Source organism: Streptomyces sp. NPDC013187 (genome assembly GCF_042899705.1).
In the GTDB taxonomy this organism is placed as follows: domain Bacteria; phylum Actinomycetota; class Actinomycetes; order Streptomycetales; family Streptomycetaceae; genus Streptomyces; species Streptomyces hawaiiensis_A.
Window position 1 is genome coordinate 16,099 of record NZ_JBIBAF010000019.1, and the last position, 24,394, is coordinate 40,492.

The 24,394-nt window shown below is 71.3% G+C and carries 24 protein-coding genes; 8 read left to right on the forward strand and 16 right to left on the reverse strand.

Annotation, left to right across the window (positions count from 1 at the left end):
• Positions 1–42: 42 nt before the first annotated feature.
• Positions 43–1,617, reverse strand: coding sequence for a sensor histidine kinase (locus ACFY5B_RS33090; protein ID WP_389976798.1), 1,575 nt, complete (start codon positions 1,615–1,617; stop codon positions 43–45).
• 119 nt (positions 1,618–1,736) lie between these two features.
• Here ACFY5B_RS33090 and ACFY5B_RS33095 point away from each other — a divergent pair, with 119 nt between their 5' ends.
• From ACFY5B_RS33095 to cseC, 5 genes are all read left to right on the forward strand, one after another.
• Complete coding sequence (locus ACFY5B_RS33095) at positions 1,737–2,702, forward strand: A/G-specific adenine glycosylase (protein WP_389976800.1); 966 nt, start codon at positions 1,737–1,739, stop codon at positions 2,700–2,702.
• 285 nt (positions 2,703–2,987) lie between these two features.
• Positions 2,988–3,527: a SigE family RNA polymerase sigma factor gene (locus ACFY5B_RS33100; RefSeq protein WP_030251439.1), complete on the forward strand. Its 540-nt coding sequence runs from the start codon at positions 2,988–2,990 to the stop codon at positions 3,525–3,527.
• Positions 3,515–4,168 carry a hypothetical protein gene (locus tag ACFY5B_RS33105; RefSeq protein ID WP_389976803.1) on the forward strand — a complete coding sequence of 218 codons (654 nt, stop codon included), beginning with the start codon at positions 3,515–3,517 and terminating at the stop codon, positions 4,166–4,168. The genes ACFY5B_RS33100 and ACFY5B_RS33105 overlap by 13 nt, the downstream gene beginning before the upstream one ends.
• A gap of 167 nt (positions 4,169–4,335) precedes the next feature.
• Positions 4,336–5,037 carry a two-component system response regulator CseB gene (gene cseB, locus ACFY5B_RS33110; protein ID WP_389976806.1) on the forward strand — a complete coding sequence of 234 codons (702 nt, stop codon included), beginning with the start codon at positions 4,336–4,338 and terminating at the stop codon, positions 5,035–5,037.
• Between the two features lie 14 nt (positions 5,038–5,051).
• Positions 5,052–6,401: a two-component system sensor histidine kinase CseC gene (gene cseC / locus ACFY5B_RS33115; RefSeq protein ID WP_389976810.1), complete on the forward strand. Its 1,350-nt coding sequence runs from the start codon at positions 5,052–5,054 to the stop codon at positions 6,399–6,401.
• Positions 6,402–6,528: 127 nt separating this feature from the next.
• Here cseC and ACFY5B_RS33120 read toward each other — a convergent pair whose 3' ends face one another.
• The 3 genes from ACFY5B_RS33120 to ACFY5B_RS33130 all read right to left on the reverse strand — a co-directional run bounded on the left by ACFY5B_RS33120 (position 6,529) and on the right by ACFY5B_RS33130 (position 9,255).
• Entirely contained in the window at positions 6,529–6,975 is a 447-nt protein-coding gene (locus ACFY5B_RS33120) for a VOC family protein (RefSeq protein ID WP_053673914.1), read from the reverse strand.
• Between the two features lie 65 nt (positions 6,976–7,040).
• On the reverse strand, positions 7,041–7,532 hold the full coding sequence (locus tag ACFY5B_RS33125; protein ID WP_389977085.1) for a helix-turn-helix transcriptional regulator: 492 nt from the start codon (positions 7,530–7,532) through the stop codon (positions 7,041–7,043).
• 130 nt (positions 7,533–7,662) lie between these two features.
• Positions 7,663–9,255, reverse strand: a complete 1,593-nt coding sequence (locus ACFY5B_RS33130; RefSeq protein ID WP_389976814.1) for an MDR family MFS transporter — start codon at positions 9,253–9,255, stop codon at positions 7,663–7,665.
• A 122-nt stretch (positions 9,256–9,377) separates the two neighbouring features.
• Between ACFY5B_RS33130 and ACFY5B_RS33135 the strand changes: the two genes are divergently transcribed.
• Positions 9,378–9,974, forward strand: coding sequence for a TetR/AcrR family transcriptional regulator (locus tag ACFY5B_RS33135; protein ID WP_389976817.1), 597 nt, complete (start codon positions 9,378–9,380; stop codon positions 9,972–9,974).
• A gap of 61 nt (positions 9,975–10,035) precedes the next feature.
• Here the strand turns inward: ACFY5B_RS33135 and ACFY5B_RS33140 are convergent, their stop codons facing one another.
• Positions 10,036–10,734 carry a M23 family metallopeptidase gene (locus ACFY5B_RS33140; RefSeq protein ID WP_389976820.1) on the reverse strand — a complete coding sequence of 233 codons (699 nt, stop codon included), beginning with the start codon at positions 10,732–10,734 and terminating at the stop codon, positions 10,036–10,038.
• A gap of 440 nt (positions 10,735–11,174) precedes the next feature.
• Between ACFY5B_RS33140 and ACFY5B_RS33145 the strand changes: the two genes are divergently transcribed.
• A complete protein-coding gene (locus ACFY5B_RS33145; RefSeq protein WP_389976823.1) occupies positions 11,175–11,819 on the forward strand; it encodes an HAD family acid phosphatase in 645 nt (214 codons plus the stop codon).
• Positions 11,820–11,881: 62 nt separating this feature from the next.
• On the opposite strand, the gene ACFY5B_RS33150 is transcribed toward ACFY5B_RS33145, so the two are convergent.
• A complete protein-coding gene (locus ACFY5B_RS33150; protein WP_389976826.1) occupies positions 11,882–14,407 on the reverse strand; it encodes an ATP-dependent Clp protease ATP-binding subunit in 2,526 nt (841 codons plus the stop codon).
• A 451-nt stretch (positions 14,408–14,858) separates the two neighbouring features.
• Between ACFY5B_RS33150 and ACFY5B_RS33155 the strand changes: the two genes are divergently transcribed.
• Positions 14,859–15,659 carry an SCO3374 family protein gene (locus ACFY5B_RS33155; protein ID WP_389976829.1) on the forward strand — a complete coding sequence of 267 codons (801 nt, stop codon included), beginning with the start codon at positions 14,859–14,861 and terminating at the stop codon, positions 15,657–15,659.
• Between the two features lie 9 nt (positions 15,660–15,668).
• Here the strand turns inward: ACFY5B_RS33155 and ACFY5B_RS33160 are convergent, their stop codons facing one another.
• From ACFY5B_RS33160 to ACFY5B_RS33205, 10 genes are all read right to left on the reverse strand, one after another.
• Positions 15,669–16,004: an Lsr2 family protein gene (locus tag ACFY5B_RS33160; RefSeq protein WP_053673923.1), complete on the reverse strand. Its 336-nt coding sequence runs from the start codon at positions 16,002–16,004 to the stop codon at positions 15,669–15,671.
• 263 nt (positions 16,005–16,267) lie between these two features.
• The gene (locus tag ACFY5B_RS33165; protein WP_031111859.1) at positions 16,268–16,801 is read right to left on the reverse strand and encodes an amino-acid N-acetyltransferase; all 534 of its coding nucleotides are present in this window, start codon (positions 16,799–16,801) and stop codon (positions 16,268–16,270) included.
• 9 nt (positions 16,802–16,810) lie between these two features.
• Positions 16,811–17,272, reverse strand: a complete 462-nt coding sequence (locus tag ACFY5B_RS33170) for a BlaI/MecI/CopY family transcriptional regulator (RefSeq protein WP_389976833.1) — start codon at positions 17,270–17,272, stop codon at positions 16,811–16,813.
• 159 nt (positions 17,273–17,431) lie between these two features.
• The gene (locus tag ACFY5B_RS33175) at positions 17,432–17,620 is read right to left on the reverse strand and encodes a hypothetical protein (protein ID WP_389976836.1); all 189 of its coding nucleotides are present in this window, start codon (positions 17,618–17,620) and stop codon (positions 17,432–17,434) included.
• 18 nt (positions 17,621–17,638) lie between these two features.
• Positions 17,639–18,310: a hypothetical protein gene (locus tag ACFY5B_RS33180; protein ID WP_389976839.1), complete on the reverse strand. Its 672-nt coding sequence runs from the start codon at positions 18,308–18,310 to the stop codon at positions 17,639–17,641.
• 402 nt (positions 18,311–18,712) lie between these two features.
• Positions 18,713–19,510, reverse strand: a complete 798-nt coding sequence (locus tag ACFY5B_RS33185; protein ID WP_031110806.1) for a type III pantothenate kinase — start codon at positions 19,508–19,510, stop codon at positions 18,713–18,715.
• A 13-nt stretch (positions 19,511–19,523) separates the two neighbouring features.
• The gene (gene nadC / locus ACFY5B_RS33190; RefSeq protein ID WP_389976842.1) at positions 19,524–20,498 is read right to left on the reverse strand and encodes a carboxylating nicotinate-nucleotide diphosphorylase; all 975 of its coding nucleotides are present in this window, start codon (positions 20,496–20,498) and stop codon (positions 19,524–19,526) included.
• 5 nt (positions 20,499–20,503) lie between these two features.
• Positions 20,504–22,210: an L-aspartate oxidase gene (locus ACFY5B_RS33195; RefSeq protein ID WP_389976845.1), complete on the reverse strand. Its 1,707-nt coding sequence runs from the start codon at positions 22,208–22,210 to the stop codon at positions 20,504–20,506.
• Positions 22,207–23,208, reverse strand: a complete 1,002-nt coding sequence (gene panC, locus ACFY5B_RS33200; RefSeq protein WP_389976848.1) for a pantoate--beta-alanine ligase — start codon at positions 23,206–23,208, stop codon at positions 22,207–22,209. Before panC ends, ACFY5B_RS33195 begins: the two co-directional genes overlap by 4 nt.
• Complete coding sequence (locus ACFY5B_RS33205) at positions 23,205–24,143, reverse strand: Rossmann-like and DUF2520 domain-containing protein (RefSeq protein WP_389976851.1); 939 nt, start codon at positions 24,141–24,143, stop codon at positions 23,205–23,207. Before ACFY5B_RS33205 ends, panC begins: the two co-directional genes overlap by 4 nt.
• Between the last annotated feature and the right edge of the window lie 251 nt (positions 24,144–24,394).

The following is a 24,394-nucleotide window of genomic DNA, read 5'->3' on the forward strand; positions in this document are numbered from 1 at the left end:
CCAGCAGCACCCGGATCGGTGCCCCGCTCGCGTCCCCTGTGCTCACCGTGCGAACTCCTCGTACTCTTCCCGGCCTTCGCCGGACAGGCCGATGCCGGGGACGACGTCCTTGGCGACCAGCCGCCCGGCCTCGAAGCACAGCCGGAAGTGGTCGACCGAGACGAAGAGTTCGCCGCTCGCGCGGTAGTAGCGGCACTCGGCTCCCCCGGGCGGAACGGGAGCCCGGTCTTCGGGTGGGTCGTTCACATCACGATCGGGCAGCACGCGCTCGATCTCTGTCGTGGGGGCGCCCAGGCGCAGTTCCGCGTATGCGGCCGGTTCGAGCACCGAATGCGTCTCGGCGTACGCGTACCAGCCGAAGGCGGCGCCGACGAGCACGACGCCCACACCGGCCGCGGTGCCGAGGCCGATGGCGACCCGGCGGCGGACCTGGGTGAACGGCGCCCGGGCAAGGCGCGGAGGTGTGACGGCGGTCCGCTGCCGGGGGACGTACGCCCGCACCCGGAAGCCCTCTGCGTGACGGCCCGCCTCGAACTCCCCGCCGACCGAGGTCACCGCGGCCCGCAGCCCGAGCAGGCCCGTACCGCCTCCGGAAGGCGCGGAACCGTTCTGTGTCGCCCGGCCGCTGGTGATCGTGACCGAGGTGCCCGCGGCGCGTCCGCTGACCGCCACGACCACAGGGGCGCCCGGTGCGTGCCGTGCCGCGTTGGTCAGTGCCTCCCGGGTGACGCGGTGCAACAGCCGCTCGGCGATGTCGCCGGGGTCCACGGGCGGGTCGTGTCCGGCGGGGTCCCAGCGCACGGGGAGGCCGGACTCGGCGGCGCGGGCGACGAGTTGCTCCAGGGTCTCGCCTGCCGGCGTCAGCGGTACCGGATCGTCGTCGTCCTCGCGCAGAACGCCGATGATGCGGTGCAGCCGGTCGGTGGCGTCGGCGGCGGCCGCGCGCAGGTCGGCCGCCGCGGCCCGGTGTTCGTCGCCGAGGCCGTGGGCGATCTGGAGGGCACCCGCGCGCAGGGCGATCAGGCTCAGCTCGTGGCCGAGGGAATCGTGCATGTCCTGGGCGATCCGGGCACGTTCGCGCAGCCGGGCGCGCTCCTCGGCGAAGCCGGCCTCGTCCTCCAGTCGCGCGGCGCGCAGCCACCCCGCCTCGGCCAGCTCACGGCTTAGCCGCCAGTAGCGCCCGCCGAGCCAGGGAAAGACACAGCCGAAGAGCAGCGTGCCCGCCATGACGAGGCACTCGGGGGCGGGGTCGGCCCCGACGAGCGCGCTGCGCACGGCGCCCGCGCAGCCGACGGCCGCGAAGCACACCAGGGCGGGACGCGCCCGGCCTGCCCGCAGCCCGAGCAACAGCGCGCACACGCCCAGGGCGGGGCCGTAGGAGACGGTGAACAGGGCCGGGGCGGCGGCAAGACTTAAGACCGCCACCAGCCCGAAGGCGACCAGAGGCAGCCGCCGGGACACAGCGGCGGCCCCGGCCAGGACGACCACACCGACCGCCTGCTGCCAGCCCGGCCGCGGCTCGTTCAGCCCGACCCGGTCCGCCGTGAGCGCCGGGATGGCGAAGGCGGCCCAGAGGAGGGCGCCACGGGCGAGAGAGGCCGGGCCAGGACGTTCCATTCGGCTGACGCTACAAGCGCCCGGCCCGCCCGCACTGCTGTCGATCGTCAGGTAGCTGTCCCCTTCAGGGGTGGCGGTTCAACCGGACAGGGGCCTGTGCGTGGCACCATCGAAGGGCCATGACTGCTCCCACGAAACCCCCGCACCCCACCGCCGCCTCCCCCTCCACCCCCTCCGAGGCCCTCTCCGGCACCCCCTCCGGGCCGGCCCTCGGGGAGAAACTGCACTCCCCCGTCATCGACTGGTTCGGCGAACACGCCCGTGACCTGCCGTGGCGGCGTCCCGAAGCCGGGGCGTGGGGGGTGATGGTCAGCGAGTTCATGCTGCAGCAGACCCCGGTGAGCCGTGTTCTGCCCGTCTACGAGCAGTGGCTGGAGCGCTGGCCGCGCCCGGCCGACCTGGCCAAGGAGGCGCCCGGCGAGGCCGTCCGCGCCTGGGGGCGGCTCGGTTACCCCCGCCGTGCGCTGCGCCTGCACGGCGCCGCCGTCGCCATAACGGAACGGCACGGCGGTGACGTACCGGCCGACCACGCGCAGCTGCTGGCGCTGCCCGGCATCGGCGAGTACACGGCCGCCGCCGTCGCCTCCTTCGCCTACGGGCAGCGGCACCCGGTGCTGGACACCAACGTGCGTCGGGTCTTCGCCCGCGCGGTCACCGGGGTGCAGTACCCGCCGAACGCCACCACCGCCGCCGAGCGCAAGCTGGCCCGCGCGCTGCTGCCCGAGGACGAGCCGACCGCCGCCCGCTGGGCCGCCGCCTCCATGGAGCTGGGGGCGCTGGTGTGCACGGCGAAGAGCGAGTCGTGCCACCGCTGCCCGATCGCCGCGCAGTGCGCGTGGCGGCTGGCGGGCAAGCCGGAGCACGACGGTCCGCCGCGCAAGGGCCAGACCTACGCGGGCACCGACCGGCAGGTGCGCGGGCGGCTGCTCGCCGTGCTGCGGGAGGCCCACGGGCCCGTACCGCAGGCGGCCCTGGACCGGGTGTGGCACGAGCCGGTGCAGCGGGCCCGCGCCCTCGACGGTCTCGTCGCCGACGGTCTGGTGGAGCCGCTGGCCGACGGTTTGTACCGGCTGCCGCTGACCTGACGTACAGGCAGGTCACAGCCGTGGGCCGCCGCCCGTAACAGAGCTCGGGGTGGACAAATCACCCCGAACCTGCACCAACACCCCCGCCGCCTTACCCCGTTCGGATTTCCGTTACACAACCGACGGACAGCCGAGCGCTGGCCGCAGGCTGCTTCGGACAGCGCCGTGACAACGCCTCCGTACCTTCAGATGCGTTCCCGGAAGACACGGGAGCACTGAAGACCACAGGCAGTACACGGGCGGCGGGGAGCCGGCCCGAAACGGGGAAACGGGAGGCGGTTCACCATGGCGCAGGGCGAGGTGCTCGAGTTCGAGGAGTACGTCCGCACCCGGCAGGACGCGCTGCTGCGCAGTGCCCGCCGCCTGGTCCCGGACCCGACGGACGCGCAGGATCTGCTGCAGACGGCGCTGGTGCGGACGTACGGCCGGTGGGAGACCATCGAGGACAAGCGGCTGGCCGACGCCTACCTGCGCCGGGTGATGATCAACACCCGCACGGAGTGGTGGCGGGCGCGGAAGCTGGAGGAGGTCCCGACCGAGCAGCTCCCGGACGCTTCGGTCGACGACGCCACCGAGCAGCACGCGGACCGTGCCCTGCTCATGGACATCCTGAAGGTCCTCGCCCCGAAGCAGCGCAGTGTCGTGGTGCTGCGACACTGGGAGCAGATGTCCACGGAGGAGACGGCCGCCGCCCTCGGCATGTCGGCCGGAACGGTCAAGAGCACGCTGCACCGGGCGCTCGCCCGGCTCCGTGAGGAGCTGGAGTCCCGCGACCTGGACGCACGCGCGCTGGAGCGTGAGGAGCGGGAGCGTTGCGCGGCCTGACCGGCGAGGGTTCTGCACGGACCCGGGGCAGTATCCAGGCGGTGAGCGCGGCCCTGGCCGTGCCCACCGCCCTCGCCCTTTTGGTCTCCGGGTGCGGAGCCGGCGGCACCGGCGCCCGTGACGAGGGCCCGGCGCACGCCGACTCGGTGGCGGGCGCCGCCGCGACGCCGTCCGCCGCACCGTCGAAGTCGCCCGACGCCGTGAACGCGGTCAAGCTCGTCAAGGACGACCCGAAGGTCGCGCCCGAGGTGAAGCGCGAGCTGAAGCCGTGCGTGGCGAACGAGTACCCGGTGGACGTCTCCTACGGCAATCTGACCGGAGGCTCCGTGGACGACGTCGTCGTCAATGTGCTGACCTGCGGTGACGCGGTGGGCGTCGGCAGTTACGTGTACCGCGAGCAGGACGGCTCGTACGAGAACGTGTTCACGTCCGAGGAGCCGCCGGTCTACGCGGAGATCGACCGCGGCGACCTGGTGGTGACCAAGCAGGTGTACGACAAGGGTGACCCGGTGTCGAGTCCCTCCGGGGAGAACGTGATCACGTACAGATGGACCTCCGGCCACTTCGCCGAGAAGTACCGCACGCACAACGACTACGGGAGGGTCGCCGGCGACAGCGCGACGCCGGCGCCGGCGAGCTGACGCGGGCGGAGGGCCGCGAGAACCGATCGGGACACTCGGACCGATCCTCGGGTGAACGCATCGCGCGGACCGTGCGTCCCAGCAGTAGAACGCATCTTCAATAACCGCACATGCGTCCCAGCAGTAGAACCCGCCCCCACGGATCACAAAGGACAGAGAGCACCGGGATGGCAGACCAGACCCACGTCCTGTTCGTCGAGGACGACGACGTCATCCGCGAGGCCACGCAGCTCGCCCTTGAACGGGACGGCTTCGTGGTCACCGCCATGCCCGACGGGCTGTCGGGTCTGGAGGCGTTCCGGGCGGACCGCCCCGACATCGCGCTGCTGGACGTCATGGTCCCCGGCCTCGACGGCGTCAGCCTGTGCCGCCGGATCCGGGACGAGTCGACCGTGCCGGTGATCATGCTGTCGGCGCGGGCCGACTCCATCGACGTCGTGCTGGGCCTGGAGGCGGGCGCCGACGACTATGTGACCAAGCCGTTCGACGGTGCCGTCCTGGTCGCCCGGATCCGCGCGGTGCTGCGCCGCTTCGGGCACGCGGGCGGCGGCCGGGGCGAGGAGCCGGACGCTCCGGCGAGCGGCGGGATCCTGGCCTTCGGGGACCTGGAGGTCGACACCGAGGGCATGGAGGTCCGCCGCGCCGGGCAGCCGGTGGCCCTGACGCCGACGGAGATGCGGCTGCTGCTGGAGTTCTCCTCCGCGCCGGGCACGGTGCTCTCCCGCGACAAGCTGCTGGAACGGGTGTGGGACTACGGCTGGGGCGGCGACACCCGCGTCGTCGACGTGCATGTGCAGCGGCTGCGGCAGAAGATCGGCCAGGACCGGATCGAGACGGTCCGTGGCTTCGGCTACAAGTTGAAGGCCTGAGCAGGGGCAGGGGTATGAGGGGGCACTTCCGGCGCCTGGTCGCCGCGGGCTTGGAGCGTGCGGGCATCCGTACGGGCCTCAGATGGAAGCTGAGCGCGGCCATCGCCCTGGTGGGCGCGCTGGTGGCGATCGCGCTGAGCCTCGTGGTGCACAACGCCGCCCGGGTCTCGATGCTGGACAACGCGCGCGACCTGGCCGACGAGCGGATCATGATCGCCCAGCGCAACTTCGAGCTGTCCGGGCGCATGAACTTCCCCAACACCAAGATCAACGACCCTGACCTGCCGCAGGCGTTGCGCGACCGGGTCGAGGCGGGCCGGCGGGCGACGTACGTGGCGGACCGGCCGGGTGACGTGCCCGACATATGGGCCGCCGTGCCGCTGAAGAACGGGCAGGTGATGTCGCTGCACTCGGGCTTCACCGACCGCAGCTCGGACATCCTCCAGGACCTCGACCAGGCCCTGCTCATCGGGTCCATCGCGGTCGTCCTCGGCGGCAGCGCGCTCGGGGTGCTCATCGGCGGGCATCTCTCGCGGCGGCTGCGCAAGGCGGCCATCGCGGCCAATCAGCTCGCGGGCGGCGAGACGGACGTGCGCGTGCGGGACGCCATGGGCGGCGTCGTACGGGACGAGACCGACGACCTGGCGAGCGCGGTGGACGCCATGGCGGACGCGCTGCGGCAGCGCATCGAGGCCGAGCGGCGGGTCACCGCCGACATCGCGCACGAGCTGCGCACCCCGGTGACCGGGCTGCTGACCGCCGCGGAACTGCTGCCTCCCGGCCGCCCCACCGAGCTGGTGCTGGACCGGGCGAAGGCCATGCGCACGCTGGTCGAGGACGTGCTGGAGGTGGCCCGGCTGGACGGGGCATCCGAGCGGGCGGAGCTGCAGGACCTCATGCTGGGGGAGTTCGTCGCCCGGCGGGTGGCCGCCAAGGACCGGGCCATCGAGGTGCGCGTCGTGCACGAGTCGGAGGTGACCACCGACCCGCGCCGCCTGGAGCGCGTCCTGTTCAACCTCCTGGCCAACGCGGCCCGGCACGGCAAGCCGCCCATCGAGGTCAGCGTCGAGGGCCGGGTCATCCGGGTGCGCGACCACGGCCCGGGTTTTCCCGAGGACCTGCTCGCCGAGGGGCCCAGCCGCTTCCGCACCGGCAGCAAGGACCGGGCCGGGCACGGCCACGGACTGGGCCTGACCATCGCGGCCGGGCAGGCCCGGGTGCTGGGCGCCCGGCTGACCTTCCGCAACGTCCGCACCCCCGGGACACCGGAGCATCTGCCGGCCGAGGGCGCGGTCGCCGTGCTGTGGCTGCCGGAGCACGCGCCGACGAACACCGGCAGCTATCCGATGCTGCCGGGTTCGTGAGCCGTCCGGGCCTGCGGGACCGGCCGGATCGGCGGGATCGGCCGGATCGGCGGGATCGGCCGGATCGGCGGGATCGGCCGGATCGGCGGGATCGGCCGGATCGGCGGGATCGGCCGGATCGGCGGGGTCAGCAGGACCAGTCCTGGTCCATGTCGAGGCCGCCCTCGCGGGGCTGGGTGAACGAGAACCAGTTGCCGGAGTCGTCGCGGAACAGCGCCTCCGTGCCGTACGGGCGCTCCTGCGGCTCCTGGAGGAACTCCACGCCCTTGTCCTTGAGCTTCTTGTAGTCGCCGTGGATGTCGTCGGTGGTCAGCACGCCCGCGCCGAGCGCGCCCTTGGTCACCAGCTTGCGGAGCATCTCGGCGGACTCGGGGTCCATCGCGGGCCCGCCGGGCACCATCAGCGTCAGCTCGACGTCGGGCTGGTTCGGCGAGCCGACCGTGAGCCAGCGCATGCCGCCCTCGCCCATGGTCATGTCCGTACGGACCTCCAGGCCCAGTTTCTCCGTGTAGAACTCCTTGGCCCGGTCCTGGTCGAGGACCCAGACGGTCGAGATGGCGAGACCCTTGATCATGGCGTGCTCCTGCTCTGACGCTGCGGCCGGTTGTGCCTGCCCTGCCACGGTAGGCAGCGGGGGTGTCAGCCCGCTTCTCCGGAATTGCGCTGCTTCACTGCTCGGGAATCGCCGGTGTTTCCGGCGGCTCGGTAATCGCCGGTGTCTCCGGTGGCTCGGGAATCTCCGGAACCTTCGGCGGGGCGCGGCTTGCCGGCGCCGGGTGCGGAGCGGAAGCCGCCGGCCCAGAGCATGGCGTAGCAGCCGGGTATGAGGGCGGCTCCGCGGCCCACGTGCTTGGTCCGGTACTCGCTGGGGGTGAGACCCGTCCAGGTCTTGAAGCGCGCCGAGAACGTGCCGACGCTGCTGAAGCCGACCAGGTGGCAGATCTCCGTCACCGACAGGTTCGCCGTACGCAGCAGGTCCTCGGCGCGTTCTATCCGGCGGTGCGTGAGGTACTGGCCGGGGGTCTCGCCGTACGCCTCCTTGAAGGCGCGGATGAAGTGGTAGCGCGAGTACCCGGCGTGGGCGGCGACGGTGTCCAGGTCGAGCCCGGGGTCGGCCCAGTCCCGGTCCATCGCGTCCTTGGCCAGCCGGACCTGGCGCGCCTTGTCCATGCGACCGATGGTGGCACGGGGGTCTGACAACGGCCCCCGGCAAGACGAAGGCCCCGGGCGATGTCCGCCCGGGGCCTTCGCCGAGAGGTGGTCAGACCGGCTCGACCACCGGCGTCTGAGCCGTCGGGCCGCCCGCCTTGCCGTCGTCCGATGCCGTCGGTCCCGCTCCCTTCAACGGCACCTCCTTCACGAACACGGCCGCCGCGAGGGCGACCACCGCCACCACGGCTCCGAGCAGGAACGCCGAGTGCGTACCGGCGGCGACCGCGTGCTGGTAGGCCTCGCGGGCCGCCTCCGGCAGCTTGGCCATGCTCGCCTGGTCGAGCTGGGCGGACTGCTCGGTCACCTTGGAGCCCAGCGCCCCGGCCCGCTCGGCCATGACGTCCTGGACGCGGTGGTTGAACAGCGCACCCATGATCGCCACGCCGAAGGAGGAACCGAGCGTGCGGAAGAGGGTGGTGGACGAGGACGCGACGCCCATGTCCTTCATCTCCACGCTGTTCTGCGCGACGAGCATGGTGATCTGCATCAGGCAGCCCATCCCGAGGCCGACCACGGCCATGAAGACACCGGAGGTGAACCGCGAGGTCCCCGTGTCCATCGTGGACAGCAGGTACAGGCCGACGATCATCAGCGCACCGCCGAGCACCGGGAAGACCTTGTACCGGCCGGTGTTCGTGGTCACCCGCCCGGCGACCATCGACGTGACGAGCATCGCGCCCAGCATCGGCAGGAGCAGCAGCCCCGAGTTGGTCGCGGAGGCGCCCTGCACGGCCTGCTGGTAGAAGGGCAGGAACAGCGTGGCGCCGAACATCACGAAGCCCGTGATGAAGCCGATGACCGACATCAGCGTGAAGTTCCGGCTGCGGAAGATGTGCAGCGGCAGGACCGGCTCCGCGGCCCGAGTCTGCCAGAACACGAACCCGACGAGCGCGGCGACGCCGATGCCGATCAGCTCCATGATGCGCGCCGAGGACCAGGCGTACTCGGTGCCGCCCCAGGTCGTGACCAGCACGATCGCGGTGATGCCGACGGTCAGCAGCACGGCGCCCAGGTAGTCGATCCGCGCCTGCGCCCGCTTCTTCGGCAGGTGCAGCACGGCACTGACGGCGATCAGCGCGACCACGCCGAGCGGCAGGTTGATGTAGAAGGCCCAGCGCCAGCCCCAGTTGTCGGTGATCGTGCCGCCGACCAGCGGGCCGCCGATCATCGCCAGCGCCATCACGCCGGCCATCATGCCCTGGTACTTGCCCCGCTCCCGGGGCGGGATCAGGTCACCGATGATCGCCATGACGCCGACCATCAGACCGCCGGCGCCGAGACCCTGCACCGCGCGGAAGCCGATCAGCTCGTTCATGTCCTGGGCCATGCCGCTGAGCGCGGAGCCGATCAGGAATATCACGATGGACGACAGGAACGTGCCCTTGCGGCCGTACATGTCGCCGAGCTTGCCCCACAGCGGGGTGGAGGCCGCGGTCGCGAGGGTGTACGCGGTGACGACCCAGGAGAGGTGTTCGAGCCCGCCCAGCTCACCGACGATCGTCGGCATCGCGGTGCCGATGATCATGTTGTCGAGCATCGCGAGCATCATCGCGATCATCAGCGCGAGCAGTACGACCCGTACGCTCTTGGGCTGCTTCGCCTCGGCGGCCTGTGCCACCGGTGTGTCCGTCTTGTCCGCCATCGCTCCCACTCCCCCAGCTACCGCTACTTACTTGCCGACCGGCTAGTGACTACACTCGGAAGCTAGCCGCGGAACTAGCCGGGCGTCAAGTAAGTTTTATGGAAAGCGGGGGGCGTAGGAGGATGGGCGGCACCATGGACGGCACCAGGCAGCGGCGCCGCGGGAACACCCGCCGGCGCATCCAGGACGTGGCCCTCGAACTCTTCGCCGAGCACGGCTACGAGAAGACCTCCCTCCGCGAGATCGCGGAGCACCTGGAGGTCACCAAGGCGGCGCTCTACTACCACTTCAAGACGAAGGAAGAGATCCTCGTCAGCATCTTCGAGGACCTCACCCAGCCGATCGAGGACCTGATCGAGTGGGGCCGGCAGCAGCCGCACACCCTGGCGACCAAGCAGGAGATCATCCGCCGCTACGCCGACACGCTCGCCGAGGCGGCGCCGCTGTTCCGCTTCATGCACGAGAACCAGGCGACGGTGCGGGACCTGCGGATCGGTGATTCCTTCAAGGCCCGCATCCACAGCCTGCGCGACATCATCGTCGACCCGGACGCGCCCCTGGTCGACCAGGTCCGCTGCGCCAGCGCCATCTTCACGCTGCACGCCGGCATGTTCCTGCTGCAGGACATGGGAGACGACCCCGAGGAGAAGAACAGAGCCGTCCTCGAGGTCGCCACGGACCTGGTGACCCAGGCCCACCGGGGAGCCGGAGGCTCCTAGCGGGCGGTCATGCGGGTCACACCGTCCCCAGGGAGCCGGAGGCTCCCAGCGGGCAGGCGGGTCAGACCGTCACGCCCTTGCCGCGCAGGAACTTCACCGGGTCGACCGCCGAGCCGTAGTTCGGGGTCGTGCGGATCTCGAAGTGCAGGTGCGGGCCGCTGGAGTTGCCGGTGTTGCCGGACTTGGCTATCTCCTGGCCGGTCTTGACGATCTGGCCGATGCGCACCTCGACCTTCGAGAGGTGGGCGTACTGGGAGTACGTGCCGTTGCCGTGCTTGATGACGACGGCGTTGCCGTACGCGGGACCGTCGCCGGCGCCGTTGCCGCCGGCCTTGACCACGGTGCCGCCGTGGGTGGCGACGACCTGGGTACCGCTCGGCACGGCGAAGTCCTGGCCGCTGTGCTTGTGCGCCCACATGCCGCCGTTCTGGGCGAAGCTCGCGGAGAGCGTGTACTTCTTCACCGGGTCGACCCAGGACGGCTTGGCCTTCTTGGCCGCGGCCTTCTTCTCGGCCGCCTTCTCGGCGGCGGCGGCCTTGGCGGCCTTCTCAGCCTTCGCGGCCTCGGCCTTGGCGACCTTGGCCTGGGCGGCGGCCTGCGCCTGGACGGCACTGGCGGCCCCGGACGCGGCCGTGGTGTCGGCGGCGGACGCGACCCCGGCTCCCAGTGCGACCGAGACACCAAGGCCGGCGGCCAGCACGGTCGCACGGGTGCGGAGCTGGGACGTACGGGAAGAACGGGACGTGACGCGCTGGGACATCGAAACCTCGTAAGGAAGGGGACGGAGAAAACCACCCGGCGCACAACCGCTCGCCGTGTGGCCATCCCTTGGTAACCCGAAGCCCGACAAACTCCCAAAAGCGTGATCTACGACGCTAGTTAGTAATTTGGTTCAGTGTTCTACGTCTCTTGACACAGCAGTCATTCGGTACAAATCAGGACACCGGCCAGCACTTCCACCCGCACTGCGGGGGAAGAATCCCTTTTCTCCTGGTCCGTTATCCACTAATCCAGCTAGTAACGGACATATCGCCTGTGCGCCATGTCACCGGGGACCCTCTTCGGCCATTCCGAAAATGTGGCGCAGGCCTCTAGGCGCCTACCGTCCGGTAACCCTACGGTTCCCCTCACGCCACCCTCGAGCACAAGCATGCACACGACATGTTGGCAGCGTCACGGACGTGAGAGGACCCCCACGACATGCAGACCCGACGCCCCTGGTTGCGCCGCGCATCAGTGACCGCCGTCTCGGCGGCGGCCCTCGTGGCGATGGCCGCACCGGCCGACGCCACGACCGCTGCACGGGCCTCCACGACCACCGCCGCGACCACCGCCGCGGCCACGGCCGCGGACGTCGACTACGGCACCTGGCAGAAGGACTGCCAGGCCGTGATGGACCAGGCCCTGCCCTATCTGAAGCAGCGGATAGCGGCCACGAAGCCGGGCGAGAAGCAGGCGATCGTCTTCGACATCGACAACACGACGCTGGAGACGGACTTCGGCTTCGCCTATCCGCAACCGGCCAACAAGCCGGTCCTGGAGGCCGCCAGATACGCACAGGAGCGCGGCGTCGCCCTGTTCTTCGTCACCGCCCGGCCGGACATCATCGCCTCGTTCACCCAGTACAACCTGAAGCAGACCGGCTATCAGGTCTCCGGACTCTACGTCCGCAACTTCATCGATCTCTTCAAGAACGTCGCCGACTACAAGACGGCCCAGCGCATCGACGTCGAGAAGAAGGGCTACACGATCATCGCGAACATCGGCAACAGCGCCACCGACCTGTCGGGCGGCCACGCCGAGAGGACGTTCAAGCTGCCGGACTACGACGGACAGCTGTCCTAGGCCAGGCATGCGAGAGGGGCCGGTGCTGTTCAGCACCGGCCCCTCTCAGTGGGTCGTTACGCTCAGGCGTCCTTGCTCAGGTTCGGACCCGTGCCGCCGGCCGCCTGCTCGATCGGCGGGACGTCCGGGAGGGCCGCCTTCTCCTCGCCGCGGAAGGTGAAGGTCTTGGTCTCGCCCTCGCCCTCCGTGTCGACGACCACGATGTGACCGGGGCGCAGCTCGCCGAAGAGGATCTTCTCCGACAGCGAGTCCTCGATCTCGCGCTGGATGGTGCGACGCAGCGGACGCGCGCCCAGCACGGGGTCGTAGCCCCTCTTGGACAGCAGCTCCTTGGCGGACTGGGAGAGCTCGATGCCCATGTCCCGGTCCTTCAGGCGCTCGTCCACCTTGTCGATCATCAGGTCGACGATCTTGAGGATGTCCTCCTGGCTGAGCTGCGGGAAGACGACCACGTCGTCGACGCGGTTGAGGAACTCGGGCCGGAAGTGCTGCTTGAGCTCGTCCGAGACCTTGTTCTTCATGCGCTCGTAGTTGGACTTGGTGTCGCCCTGGGCGGCGAAGCCCAGGTTGAAGCCCTTGGAGATGTCCCGGGTGCCGAGGTTGGTCGTCATGATGATGACCGTGTTCTTGAAGTCCACGACCCGGCCCTGGGAGTCGGTCAGGCGACCGTCCTCCAGGATCTGCAGCAGCGAGTTGAAGATGTCCGGGTGGGCCTTCTCGACCTCGTCGAACAGCACGACCGAGAACGGCTTGCGGCGGACCTTCTCCGTCAGCTGGCCGCCCTCTTCGTAGCCCACGTAGCCGGGGGGCGAACCGAAGAGACGCGAGACCGTGTGCTTCTCGCTGAACTCCGACATGTCGAGGGAGATCAGCGCGTCCTCGTCACCGAAGAGGAACTCGGCGAGCGCCTTGGACAGCTCGGTCTTACCGACACCGGACGGGCCGGCGAAGATGAACGAGCCACCGGGGCGCTTCGGGTCCTTCAGACCGGCACGCGTACGGCGGATCGCCTTCGACAGCGCCTTGACGGCGTCGTTCTGGCCGATGACCCGCTTGTGGAGCTCGTCCTCCATGCGCAGCAGACGCGAGGACTCCTCCTCGGTCAGCTTGAAGACCGGGATGCCGGTGGCGGTCGCGAGGACCTCGGCGATCAGCTCGCCGTCGACCTCGGCGACGACGTCCATGTCGCCGGCCTTCCACTCCTTCTCCCGCTTGGCCTTGGCGGCCAGGAGCTGCTTCTCCTTGTCGCGGAGGGAGGCGGCCTTCTCGAAGTCCTGCGAGTCGATCGCGGACTCCTTGTCGCGGCGGACGCCGGCGATCTTCTCGTCGAACTCGCGCAGGTCCGGCGGCGCGGTCATCCGGCGGATGCGCATCCGGGAACCGGCCTCGTCGATCAGGTCGATCGCCTTGTCCGGCAGGAAGCGGTCCGAGATGTACCGGTCGGCCAGCGTGGCGGCCTGGACCAGCGCCTCGTCCGTGATGGAGACGCGGTGGTGGGCCTCGTACCGGTCGCGCAGCCCCTTGAGGATCTCGATCGTGTGCGGCAGGGACGGCTCCGCGACCTGGATGGGCTGGAAGCGGCGCTCCAGGGCCGCGTCCTTCTCCAGGTGCTTGCGGTACTCGTCCAGCGTGGTGGCACCGATGGTCTGCAGCTCACCGCGGGCCAGCATCGGCTTCAGGATGGAAGCCGCGTCGATGGCGCCCTCGGCGGCACCCGCACCGACCAGCGTGTGCAGCTCGTCGATGAACAGGATGATGTCGCCGCGGGTGCGGATCTCCTTGAGGACCTTCTTCAGGCGCTCCTCGAAGTCACCGCGGTAGCGGGAGCCGGCGACCAGGGCGCCGAGGTCCAGGGTGTAGAGGTGCTTGTCCTTGAGGGTCTCGGGCACCTCGCCCTTGACGATGGCCTGGGCGAGACCCTCGACGACGGCGGTCTTGCCGACGCCGGGCTCACCGATCAGGACCGGGTTGTTCTTGGTACGGCGGGACAGCACCTGCATGACCCGCTCGATCTCCTTCTCGCGCCCGATGACCGGGTCGAGCTTGGACTCACGAGCGGCCTGGGTGAGGTTCCGGCCGAACTGGTCGAGGACCAGGGACGTGGAGGGGGTGCCCTCGGCAGGACCGCCGGCGGCGGCGGTCTCCTTGCCCTGGTAACCGGAGAGCAGCTGGATGACCTGCTGCCGCACGCGGTTCAGATCTGCGCCCAGCTTGACGAGGACCTGGGCGGCGACGCCCTCGCCCTCGCGGATCAGGCCGAGCAGGATGTGCTCCGTGCCGATGTAGTTGTGGCCCAGCTGAAGGGCCTCGCGGAGCGACAGCTCCAGGACCTTCTTGGCACGGGGGGTGAAGGGGATGTGGCCGGACGGGGCCTGCTGGCCCTGGCCGATGATCTCCTCCACCTGCTGGCGGACCGCCTCGAGCGAAATCCCGAGGCTCTCAAGGGCCTTGGCGGCGACACCTTCACCCTCGTGGATCAGGCCCAGGAGGATGTGCTCAGTGCCGATGTAGTTGTGGTTGAGCATCCGGGCTTCTTCCTGAGCCAGGACGACAACCCGCCGCGCGCGGTCGGTGAACCTCTCGAACATCGTTAATCGCTCCTCAGAGCGGTCAGGCAGTGGGGGGAACTTCCCCTCCCTGTCCTTCCGCAGCTTAGTCCCGCAAGCGGGGACCGCTCATTCCAACTGCCGACACCGTCCTTGGCCTCCTGACCCCGAACGCCGACATCTGCTCCAACCCGATGGTGCGAGACGATGTTCCCGCAGGCCAGGCAGATACCCCACTCGCCAGTACGCCGATGGCGAACGTGAGACGTCCTTTTCTGCGTGTCGCCCCCTCCCACTAGGGATGTCTTACCCGCGGAGACCGGAAGTCCATGCCGAGCGCCCCCATTCCCTCCGCTACGGGCGAACAACCTTGCGCCTCCCCGCGCCCCCTTCACGCCCCCGATTCGCCACTGTGTGCGTCCATGGCGCCACCCAGCGTAACCCGCATGACTTTCCGGCCGTTGCACTTGGCATGTTCGGCGCCCCTCGTCCCGTGATCGCGTCCGCGTCCCCGGCCCTCCCGCTCCCCCGCCGGCCGCTCGACCCGGCCTGTCCCGCCGCGAGCGGCCCGGGCACGAGCCGTCCCACGAGCCGTCCCACGAGCGGTCAGGTCCGGCGGTGGTACGAGAACGATCTGGGCTGGCCGACGGTGCCCGGCGATCCCCTGCGGCTGGTGGTGGGGGTGCGCTACGACGTCCTGGACGTGCCGGCGCAGGCGGGTCGGGCGGCGCTGCGCCGCCGGGCGCCGGGTTCCCCCGTCGCCCTCCACGGTGACCGGATGCTGCTCCTGGTGGCCGCGGGCAGCGCCGAGGAACTTCCCGGGCTGCTGGAGTGGCTCGACTGGGGGCGCCTGCCGCTGGATCTGGCGGCGATCGGTGCGGGCGGCCTCATGGCTGCGCCGTCGCCCCCGGTGCCTCACGAGGAGAGGACGGCACCGCTCTCGTGCGAGCCGTGCGAGCCGTGCGAGTCGGCCGCCGTACCGGCGGATGCTCTTCGGGCCTGCGGCGCGGACACACCGTTCAGGGACGGGTCACCGCCCCCTGGTCCCGGTTCTGCCGTCGACCGGCCGTTTCCGCCGGGGCGGGTCGGTTCCCAGGGGGCCGCCGTGTGGCTGCGGCCCCCCGAGCCGGGATGCGAGGTCGAGACCTCGCTGCCGACGCTGTCGGCGCTGGGGGGCGCTGGGGACGCCCCCGATCTCGTGCGGCTGGTGAACGCGGTGGCCACCCAATGCCACCGGATCCGGCTGCGGCGCGCGTGCGCCCAGCCTCCGGCCATGCGTGCGCAGGGTCGGTAGTGCCGCTGTTCAGCCGTTGGCCTTCTCGTAAGCCTCGCGGATGGTCGCGGGAACACGGCCGCGGTCGTTGACCTCGTAGCCGTTCTCCTTCGCCCAGGCGCGGATCGCCGCGGTGTCCTGGCTGCCGCTCGAAGCCGCGCGCGCCTTTCCGCGCCCGCCCGAAGCACGGCCTCCGGTACGACGACCGCCCTTCACGTAAGGCTCGAGAAGGCCACGGAGCTTGTCCGCATTGGAGGTGGTGAGATCGATCTCGTACGTCTTGCCGTCCAGCGCGAACGTCACGGTCTCGTCCGCCTCGCCACCGTCGAGGTCGTCGACAAGAAGGACCTGAACCTTCTGTGCCACCGGATTTCCTTTCATCGATATCTTCAGGGCCGGGGTGTGCCGGCGTCCGCCGTATCGCCGTCCCCTGTTATATGCAGTACTGCAGTACCTCGGAAAGCAAACCGCTTTTGCCGGAAAAACACAAACCCCCGGCAGAGACCCGCAGCCCGGGCTCGGTCCGGAAACACACGCGTTTCGGACATAGGGCACCGGGGCAGGGGCCGCCCCGCGGAATATGCCTTGACGAACCCGACCGGCCCGTTGGACCGGCTAGCGCCCGATGATCACAGATGCAGAAGCATCCGGCTGTTGCCCAAGGTGTTCGGTTTCACTCGTTCGAGTCCCAGGAACTCCGCGACGCCCTCGTCATAGGAACGCAGCAGCTCCGCGTAGACATCCGTGTCGACGGGTGTCTCGCCGATCTCCACGAAGCCGTGCTTGGTGAAGAAGTCGACTTCGAAGGTCAGACAGAAAACGCGGCGAACACCGAGCCAGCGGGCGGTCTGCAGCAACTTCTCCAGCACCCGGTGCCCGACGCCCGCCCCCTTCAGGCCGGGCTTCACCGCGAGAGTGCGGACTTCCGCGAGGTCTTCCCACATCACGTGCAGCGCACCGCAGCCGACGACCTCGGCGTTGTCGTCCCGTTCCGCGACCCAGAACTCCTGGATGTCCTCGTAAAGCGTCACCGTCGCTTTGTCGAGCAGGATGCGGCCGCGCACGTAGGCGTCAAGGAGGCCGCGCACGGCCGGGACATCGCTGGTGCGGGCCCGCCGGACGGTGATGGCTTTTGCGGTGGCTTCGGGGCTCTTCGCGGACATGGCGGGACGCTATCGCCCGCCGAGGTCCTGAGCGGAGGCGGGGTTCTCCTCGGGGCCTTCCCCGCGTTCCGGCCGTTCGGGCCGTTCTGCGGATTCCGACGGTTCGGTCGGTTCCTGGGTTTCCGGGCCCTGCACGATCCGCACGGCATCACTGAGAGACCGCCGTTGTTCCTCGCTCATCATGCCGAAGAAGGCGACGAGAGCGGCGGCGGGGTTGTCGCTCTGCGACCAGGCGTCGTTCATCAGGGCGGCGGCGTAGGCGGCGCGGGTGGAGACCGCCTCATATCGATAGGCGCGGCCTTCCGCCTCGCGGCGCACCCAGCCCTTCTGATGGAGATTGTCCAAAACGGTCATCACGGTGGTGTACGCGATGGACCGCTCCTTCTGAAGATCTTCCAGGACTTCTCGAACGGTCACCGGGCGGTTCCACTTCCACACCCGCGACATGACCGCGTCTTCGAGTTCTCCCAATGGGCGAGGCACAGCTCAGAACAATAGTGGGAGATCCCGGTAATGGCGTGGCGGACGTGCGCTTCACCGGCGAACAGGCACAAAAAGGGCGTACGGCTCGGAAGTGCGGGCGCCGCGGGGTGCGGGTCCGCCGAGTCGCACGCCCTCGGAGGGGGTGGGTCAGGCGTCGGTCCTCGAAGGCGCCGCGCCGGACTGGCGGGCGCCCTCCACGCGCGCGAGGGCGGCGTCCACCGCCGCGTCCTCCTTGGCCTTGTTGGCGCCGCCCTGGGTCTTCACGATCACCCGGATCACGCCGATGAAGAAGACGGCCATGACGGCCGGGGGCAGCAGCGCGGAGACGTAGTCCATGGACCCAGGGTAGCCACGTCAGCCCGCGGCGAGCTGCTGGGGGTTCGCGGGTGGTGGCGGGGTCGGCTTGCGGCGCGGGAAGACCTCGCCCGGGGTGGGGATGGGGCGGGAGGGCTTCGGGGTGCCGGGGGCGGGGGCCGGGGTGGGCTTGGGGGGCGTCGGCTTGCGCGTGGGCTTCTTCTCGGGCTGCTTCTCCGGGCCCTCCGCGACGGCGTCCCCGGGGGCGCGGCGACCGCCGGGGATCGCCAGGAGACGGGTGCGGGGGCCGGAGCGGGTGCGGGAGCCGGGAACGGCGGCCACCGGGGCGGGCGCGACGGCCGCGGGGGCGGGCGCGCAGCGGTCCAGGAGGGCCGCGGCGGCGGGATTGCCGCGCAGGGCGCGCAGGGCGGCCAGGTCGTCGGGGAGGGGGCGGTAACCGGCACCCAGGGCCTCGTCGAGGAGCGCGAGGTAGCCGACTGCGGTACCGGGGAGGGCGGCGCGGTACCGGCCCAGGTCGGCCACGAGGAAGGCGCGCAGCCTGGCCCCCTCCCGCAGCGCCTCGTCGAGCGACTCTGCGAGACGGAGGCAGTCCTGGACGTCGTCGGCCGAGGCGGGGGTGGGATGGAGGGCAAGGGCGAGAGCGCGGCGGAGCACACGCAGCTCCTCCACGCCGAACGCCATGCCGCCGCGGGATCCGTATGGCGTGGGCATGCGGCGACGATACGCGCTAATCAGACAAATCTCACATAGGGGACTGGTGTGGCGTGGGGGACCACCCGGGTGGACGGGGTGCGCGTCCTTCGCCTCGCGCCGGGTGTGCGTCGGGGTCGCGCCCGGGGTGTCCGTCCTCGGAACGGCGCGACGGACTTTCTCACCGACCGCCGGCGTCGACCCGCCCACCGCTGCGGGCGGACACCCCCCGACACGGCCCCTCGCGTACGACGGCGGATGCGGGCGCGTCTCCGCCGAGCTGCGGGCATGCGTGCCGCCGGGGCGATGGGGTTCCCCCTGTTCGGACGAAGCCGAGAACTTGTGGGAGGGCGGGCGCAGCGGCACCTCGTTCGCGCCGAGCTGCGCAACGCCCCGGCCCCGGCGGCGACGCCGAGCGGCGACTCACATGCGCGACACGTTGCGCTCGTACACCAGGCGCAGCCCGATCAGCGTCAGCCACGGTTCGTGCTCGTCGATCACCGACGACTCGCCCAGCACCATCGGGGCCAGCCCGCCCGTCGCGATGACCGTGACGTCGTCCGGGTCCTCCGACAGCTCGCGGGCCATGCGGTTGACCACGCCGTCGACCTGGCCGGCGAAGCCGTAGATGACGCCCGACTGCATCGCCTCGACCGTGTTCTTGCCGATGACGCTGCGGGGCCGGGCCACCTCGATCTTGCGGAGCTGGGCGCCGCGGACGCCGAGGGCCTCGACGGAGATCTCGATGCCGGGCGAGATGACCCCGCCGACGTACTCGCCGCGCGCGCTGACGGCGTCGAACGTCGTCGCCGTGCCGAAGTCGACGACGATGGCGGGACCTCCGTAGAGCTCGACCGCCGCGACCGCGTTGATGATGCGGTCGGCGCCGACCTCCTTGGGGTTGTCCATGAGGATCGGCACGCCCGTCTTGACGCCCGGCTCGACGAGGATCGCGGGCACGTCGCCGTAGTAGCGGCGGGTCACCTCGCGGAGCTCGTGCAGGACCGAGGGGACGGTGGCGCAGATGGCGATGCCGTCGATGCCGTCGCCCAGTTCGTCGCCGAGGAGCGGGTGCATGCCCATCAGGCCCTGGAGGAGGACCGCCAGCTCGTCGGCCGTGCGGCGCGCGTCCGTGGAGATGCGCCAGTGTTCGACGATCTCGTCGCCGTCGAACAGGCCGAGGACGGTGTGGGTGTTTCCTACGTCGATCGTCAGCAGCATGGCCCTACCGCCCCTACTCCGCCGGCCGCAGGTCGAGGCCGATGTCCAGGATCGGCGAGGAGTGGGTGAGGGCTCCGACGGCGAGGTAGTCGACGCCGGTGTCGGCGTACGCCTTGGCGTTGTCGAGGGTCAGGCGGCCCGAGGCCTCCAGGGCGGCGCGGCCCTGGACGACCGCGACGGCCTCCGCGCACTCGCCCGGCGTGAAGTTGTCGAGCAGGATCAGGTCGGCGCCGGCGTCCAGGACCTCGCGGAGCTGGTCCAGGGTGTCGACCTCGACCTCGATGGGCACGTCGGGGAAGCGTTCGCGTACCGCCTGGAAGGCCTGTGCGACACCGCCCGCGGCGACCACGTGGTTGTCCTTGACGAGGGCCGCGTCGGAGAGGGACATGCGGTGGTTGACGCCGCCGCCGCAGCGGACCGCGTACTTCTCCAGGGAGCGCAGACCCGGCGTGGTCTTGCGGGTGTCGCGGACCCTGGCCTTCGTGCCGTCCAGGACGTCCGCCCACGCGCGCGTGGCCGTCGCGATGCCCGACAGGCGGCACAGGATGTTCAGCGCGCTGCGCTCGGCCGTGAGCAGGTCGCGGGTGCGGGTGGTGACGGACAGGAGCTTCTGGCCGGCTTCGACGCGGTCGCCGTCCTCGGCGTGGCGCTCGATCTCCAGCTCCTCCTCGCAGACCACCGAGATGACCGCCTCGGCGACGCGCAGGCCGGCCACGGTGCCCGCCTCGCGTGCGGTGAAGTCGGCCGTGGCCACCGCGTCCTCGGGGATGGTCGCCACCGTCGTCACGTCCACGCCGTGGGCCAGGTCCTCCTGGAGGGCCACGTTGGCGATGTCCTCGACCTCGACGGGGTCGAGACCGGCGTCGGCCAGGAGCTGGGCGAGTGCGGGGTCCAGGCCGCACTCGAGGTATGCCTCGTCGTCCGCGCCGCAGGCGCAGCCGTCACCGCAGCCTCCGGAGGAGGCGAGGGGAAGGTCGGGGGTGCTCACGTCGGTCACTGCTCCTGGGGGGCCTGGGTGGGGAGGGTCGGGGGGAAGTCTGTGGTGTCCGTGGTGTGCACGGCCAGCGTGCGGTCCGGGTTCAGGGTGACGACGATGTGGCGCCGCCAGGCGGTGTCGTCGCGCTCGGGGCGGTCCTCGCGCCAGTGGCAGCCCCGGGTCTCCTCGCGCAGCAGGGCGGCTGCGACCAGGACACGGGCCACGCACAGCAGGTTGGTGGCCTCCCAGGTGTCGACACCGGCCTCGGCCGTCCTGCCGTTCTCGGCGAGGGCCTCCCGGGCGTCGGTGTGCAGCCGCTGGAGCTGGTCGGCGGCCTTGGCGAGGGAGCCGGCCGAGCGCAGCACGCCCGCCCCGCCCGTCATGATCCGCTGGATCGAGAAGCGGGCCTGAGGGGTCTGCAGGGGGTGCTCGGGGGTCTCCGGGTGCGGGACCGGCTGAGGCACGCGCGCGTGGAGGCCGTTCGCCGCGATGTCGGCCGCGATGCGCTCGGCGTAGACCAGGCCTTCGAGCAGGGAGTTGGACGCCAGGCGGTTGGCTCCGTGCACGCCGGTGCAGGCGACCTCGCCGCACGCGTAGAGGCCCGGGACGGTCGTACGGCCGTGGGAGTCCGTGCGGACGCCGCCGGAGGCGTAGTGGGCGGCCGGGGCGACCGGGATGGGCGCGGTGACCGGGTCGATGCCATGGGCGCGGCAGGCGGCCAGGATCGTCGGGAAACGGTGCTCCCACATCTCGGCGCCGAAGTGCCGGGCGTCGAGGTACATGTGCTCGGCGTCCTGCTCCAGCATGCGGCGCGTGATGCCCTTGGCGACGATGTCCCGGGGGGCGAGTTCGGCGAGTTCGTGCTGCCCGACCATGAAGCGCACGCCGTCGGCGTCGATCAGGTGGGCGCCCTCGCCGCGCACGGCCTCGGAGACCAGGGGCTGCTGGCCCTCCGCGTCCGGGCCGAGGAACAGCACGGTCGGGTGGAACTGGACGAACTCCAGGTCGCTGACCTCCGCGCCGGCCCGCAGCGCGAGCGCCACGCCGTCGCCCGTCGACACCGACGGGTTGGTGGTCGCGGAGAAGACCTGCCCCATGCCGCCGGTCGCGAGGACCACGGCGGGGGCGTGGACGGCCCCCACACCGTCGTGCTGGCCCTCCCCCATGACGTGCAGGGTGACACCGGCGGTGCGGCCCTCCGCGTCCGTGAGGAGGTCCAGGACGAGCGCGTTCTCGATGGTGCGCATGCCCCGTGCGCGGACGGCCTCGACCAGGGCGCGGGAGATCTCGGCGCCGGTGGCGTCGCCACCGGCGTGGGCGATGCGGCGGCGGTGGTGGCCGCCCTCGCGGGTCAGGGCCAGCTCGCCCTCGGACTCGTCGAACCGGGCGCCGGTCTCGATGAGGCGGCGTACGGCGTCGGGGCCCTCGGTGACGAGGAGGCGGACCGCGTCCTCGTCGCACAGGCCGGCGCCCGCGACCAGGGTGTCGTCGAGGTGCTGCTCGGGAGTGTCGCCCTCGCCGAGCGCAGCGGCGATGCCGCCCTGGGCCCAGCGGGTGGAGCCGTCGTCGAGACGGGCCTTGGTGACGACGACGGTCCGCAGGCCCGCGGCCTCGCAGCGCAGGGCGGCGGTCAGTCCGGCGACCCCGGAGCCGACGACGACCACGTCCGCGGCGATGGACCACCCGGCGGCGGGCGCGTGCAGTCGTATGCCTGTGGTGGTCACGAGGCGGCTCCGAAGCGTGTGAAGGTGAGCGGGACGTTGTCGATCAGCCGGGTCGCCCCGACCCGGGCGGCGACGGCGAGGACCGCGTCGCCGGTGAAGTCGTCCCCGATCTCGGTGAAGTCGGACGGGTCCACCAGGGCGAGGTAGTCCAGCGCGAGCGGCGGTTCGAGGCGGGCGGCCTCGTCGAGGACCTGCCGGGCGGCCGCGCGGACGGCCGCCGGGCCGCCGGGGACGGCCGTCGCCACGGCGTGCGCGTCGGCCGCCGCACGGGACTCCCCTATGGCGCTCAGCGCCTCGGCACGCGCGCGCGTGGCGGGCACCTCGCGCGCCCGGGCCCGCAGCGCCTCCTGTGCGGCGTGCCGGTCCTGGCCCGCGAAGAGGGCCCCGGACAGGGCGAGGGCGGTGCGCCGCTCGGCGGCCGACAGGTAGCGGTTGCGGCTGGACAGGGCCAGGCCGTCCTCCTCGCGGACGGTGGGCACGCCGACGATCTCCACGCCGAAGTTCAGGTCCCGCACCATGCGGCGGATCAGGGCGAGCTGCTGGGCGTCCTTCTGCCCGTACAGGGCGACGTCGGGGCGGGTGAGGTGCAGCAGCTTGGCGACGACGGTGAGCATCCCGTCGAAGTGGCCGGGGCGGGAGGAGCCCTCCAGGCGCTCGCCCATGGGGCCCGCGGTGATGCGGACCTGGGGCTCGCCGCCCGGGTAGACCTCGTCCACGGTGGGGGCGAACACGACGTCCGCGCCCGACCGTCCGGCGAGCTCGACGTCGGCGTCCAGGGTGCGCGGGTAGCGGTCGAGGTCCTCGCCCCGGCCGAACTGGAGCGGGTTGACGAAGACGGTGACGACGACCTCGCCGTCCGGCCCGGCGATGTCGCGCGCGGTGCGGATCAGCGTGGCGTGGCCCTCGTGCAGCGCGCCCATGGTCATCACCACGGCGCGGCGGCCCGCACGCGCGCGTGCGTGCAGGTCGCGGGCGGTGCTCAGCAGGGTGGTGGTCATCGGGCGTCCCCTTCGGTGCCGTCGGTCCCGTCCGTCCCGTGAGCGAGTACCCCGAGGAGGTCCTCGGCCAGTTCCGGCTTCAGCAGGCCGTGGGCCAGGGCCCGGTCGGCGGTCGCGCGGGCCATCGCCAGGTACCCGTCGACGGCCTGGGGGGCGTGCCGGCGCAGCTCCGTGACGTGCGCGGCGACCGTGCCCGCGTCGCCGCGCGCGACCGGGCCGGTGAGGGCCGCGTCGCCGGAGCGCAGGGCGTTGTCCAGGGCCGCGCCGAGCAGCGGGCCGAGCATCCGGTCGGGGGCCGTGACGCCGGCGGCGCTCAGCAGCTCCATGGACTGGGCGACCAGCGTGACCAGGTGGTTGGCCCCGAGGGCGAGCGCCGCGTGGTAGAGCGGCCGGTTCTCCTCGGCGATCCACTCCGGCTCGCCGCCCATCTCGATGACGAGCGCCTCGGCGGCCAGGCGCAGCTCCTCGGGGGCGGTGACGCCGAAGGAGCAGCCGGCCAGGCGCTGGACGTCCACGGGCGTGCCCGTGAAGGTCATCGCGGGGTGCAGGGCGAGCGGCAGGGCGCCCGCGCGCAGGGCCGGATCGAGGACCCGCGCCCCGTACCGTCCGGAGGTGTGGACGAGGAGCTGCCCCGGCCGGACGGATCCGGTGTCGGCGAGGCCGGTGACGAGGTCGGGCAGGGCGTCGTCGGGGACCGTCAGCAGCACCAGGTCGGCCCGCTTCAGGACCTCGGCGGGGGGCATCACCGGCACGTCGGGCAGCAGGTGCGCGGCGCGGCGCCGGGAGGCGTCCGAGACGGCGGAGACGGCGACCGGGCGGTGCCCGGCGAGCTGCAGGGACGCCGCGAGCGCGGGTCCCACACGGCCGGCGCCGACGACGCCGACGGTGAGCCGCGCGGGGCGGTCCTTGGGGTCTGGCTGTGGGGTTGTGTTCACTCGACGGCGGCCTTCCCGTTCCAGTCCGCTCCGGGTACCGGACGATTTCTCGTCATGTTAACGCGATCGGTTGGAGGGGCGTTCTGTCGTCCACGACGAGGGGCGTTCGGTCGTCGGGGGCGTTCTGTCGTCCACGACGAGGGGCGTTCGGTCGTCGGGGGCGTTCTGTCGTCCACGACGAGGGGCGTTCGGTCGTCCACAGGCTGTGCACGCCCGTGCGGCATTCCCGCGAGGGCGTCCGGAAATGCGGA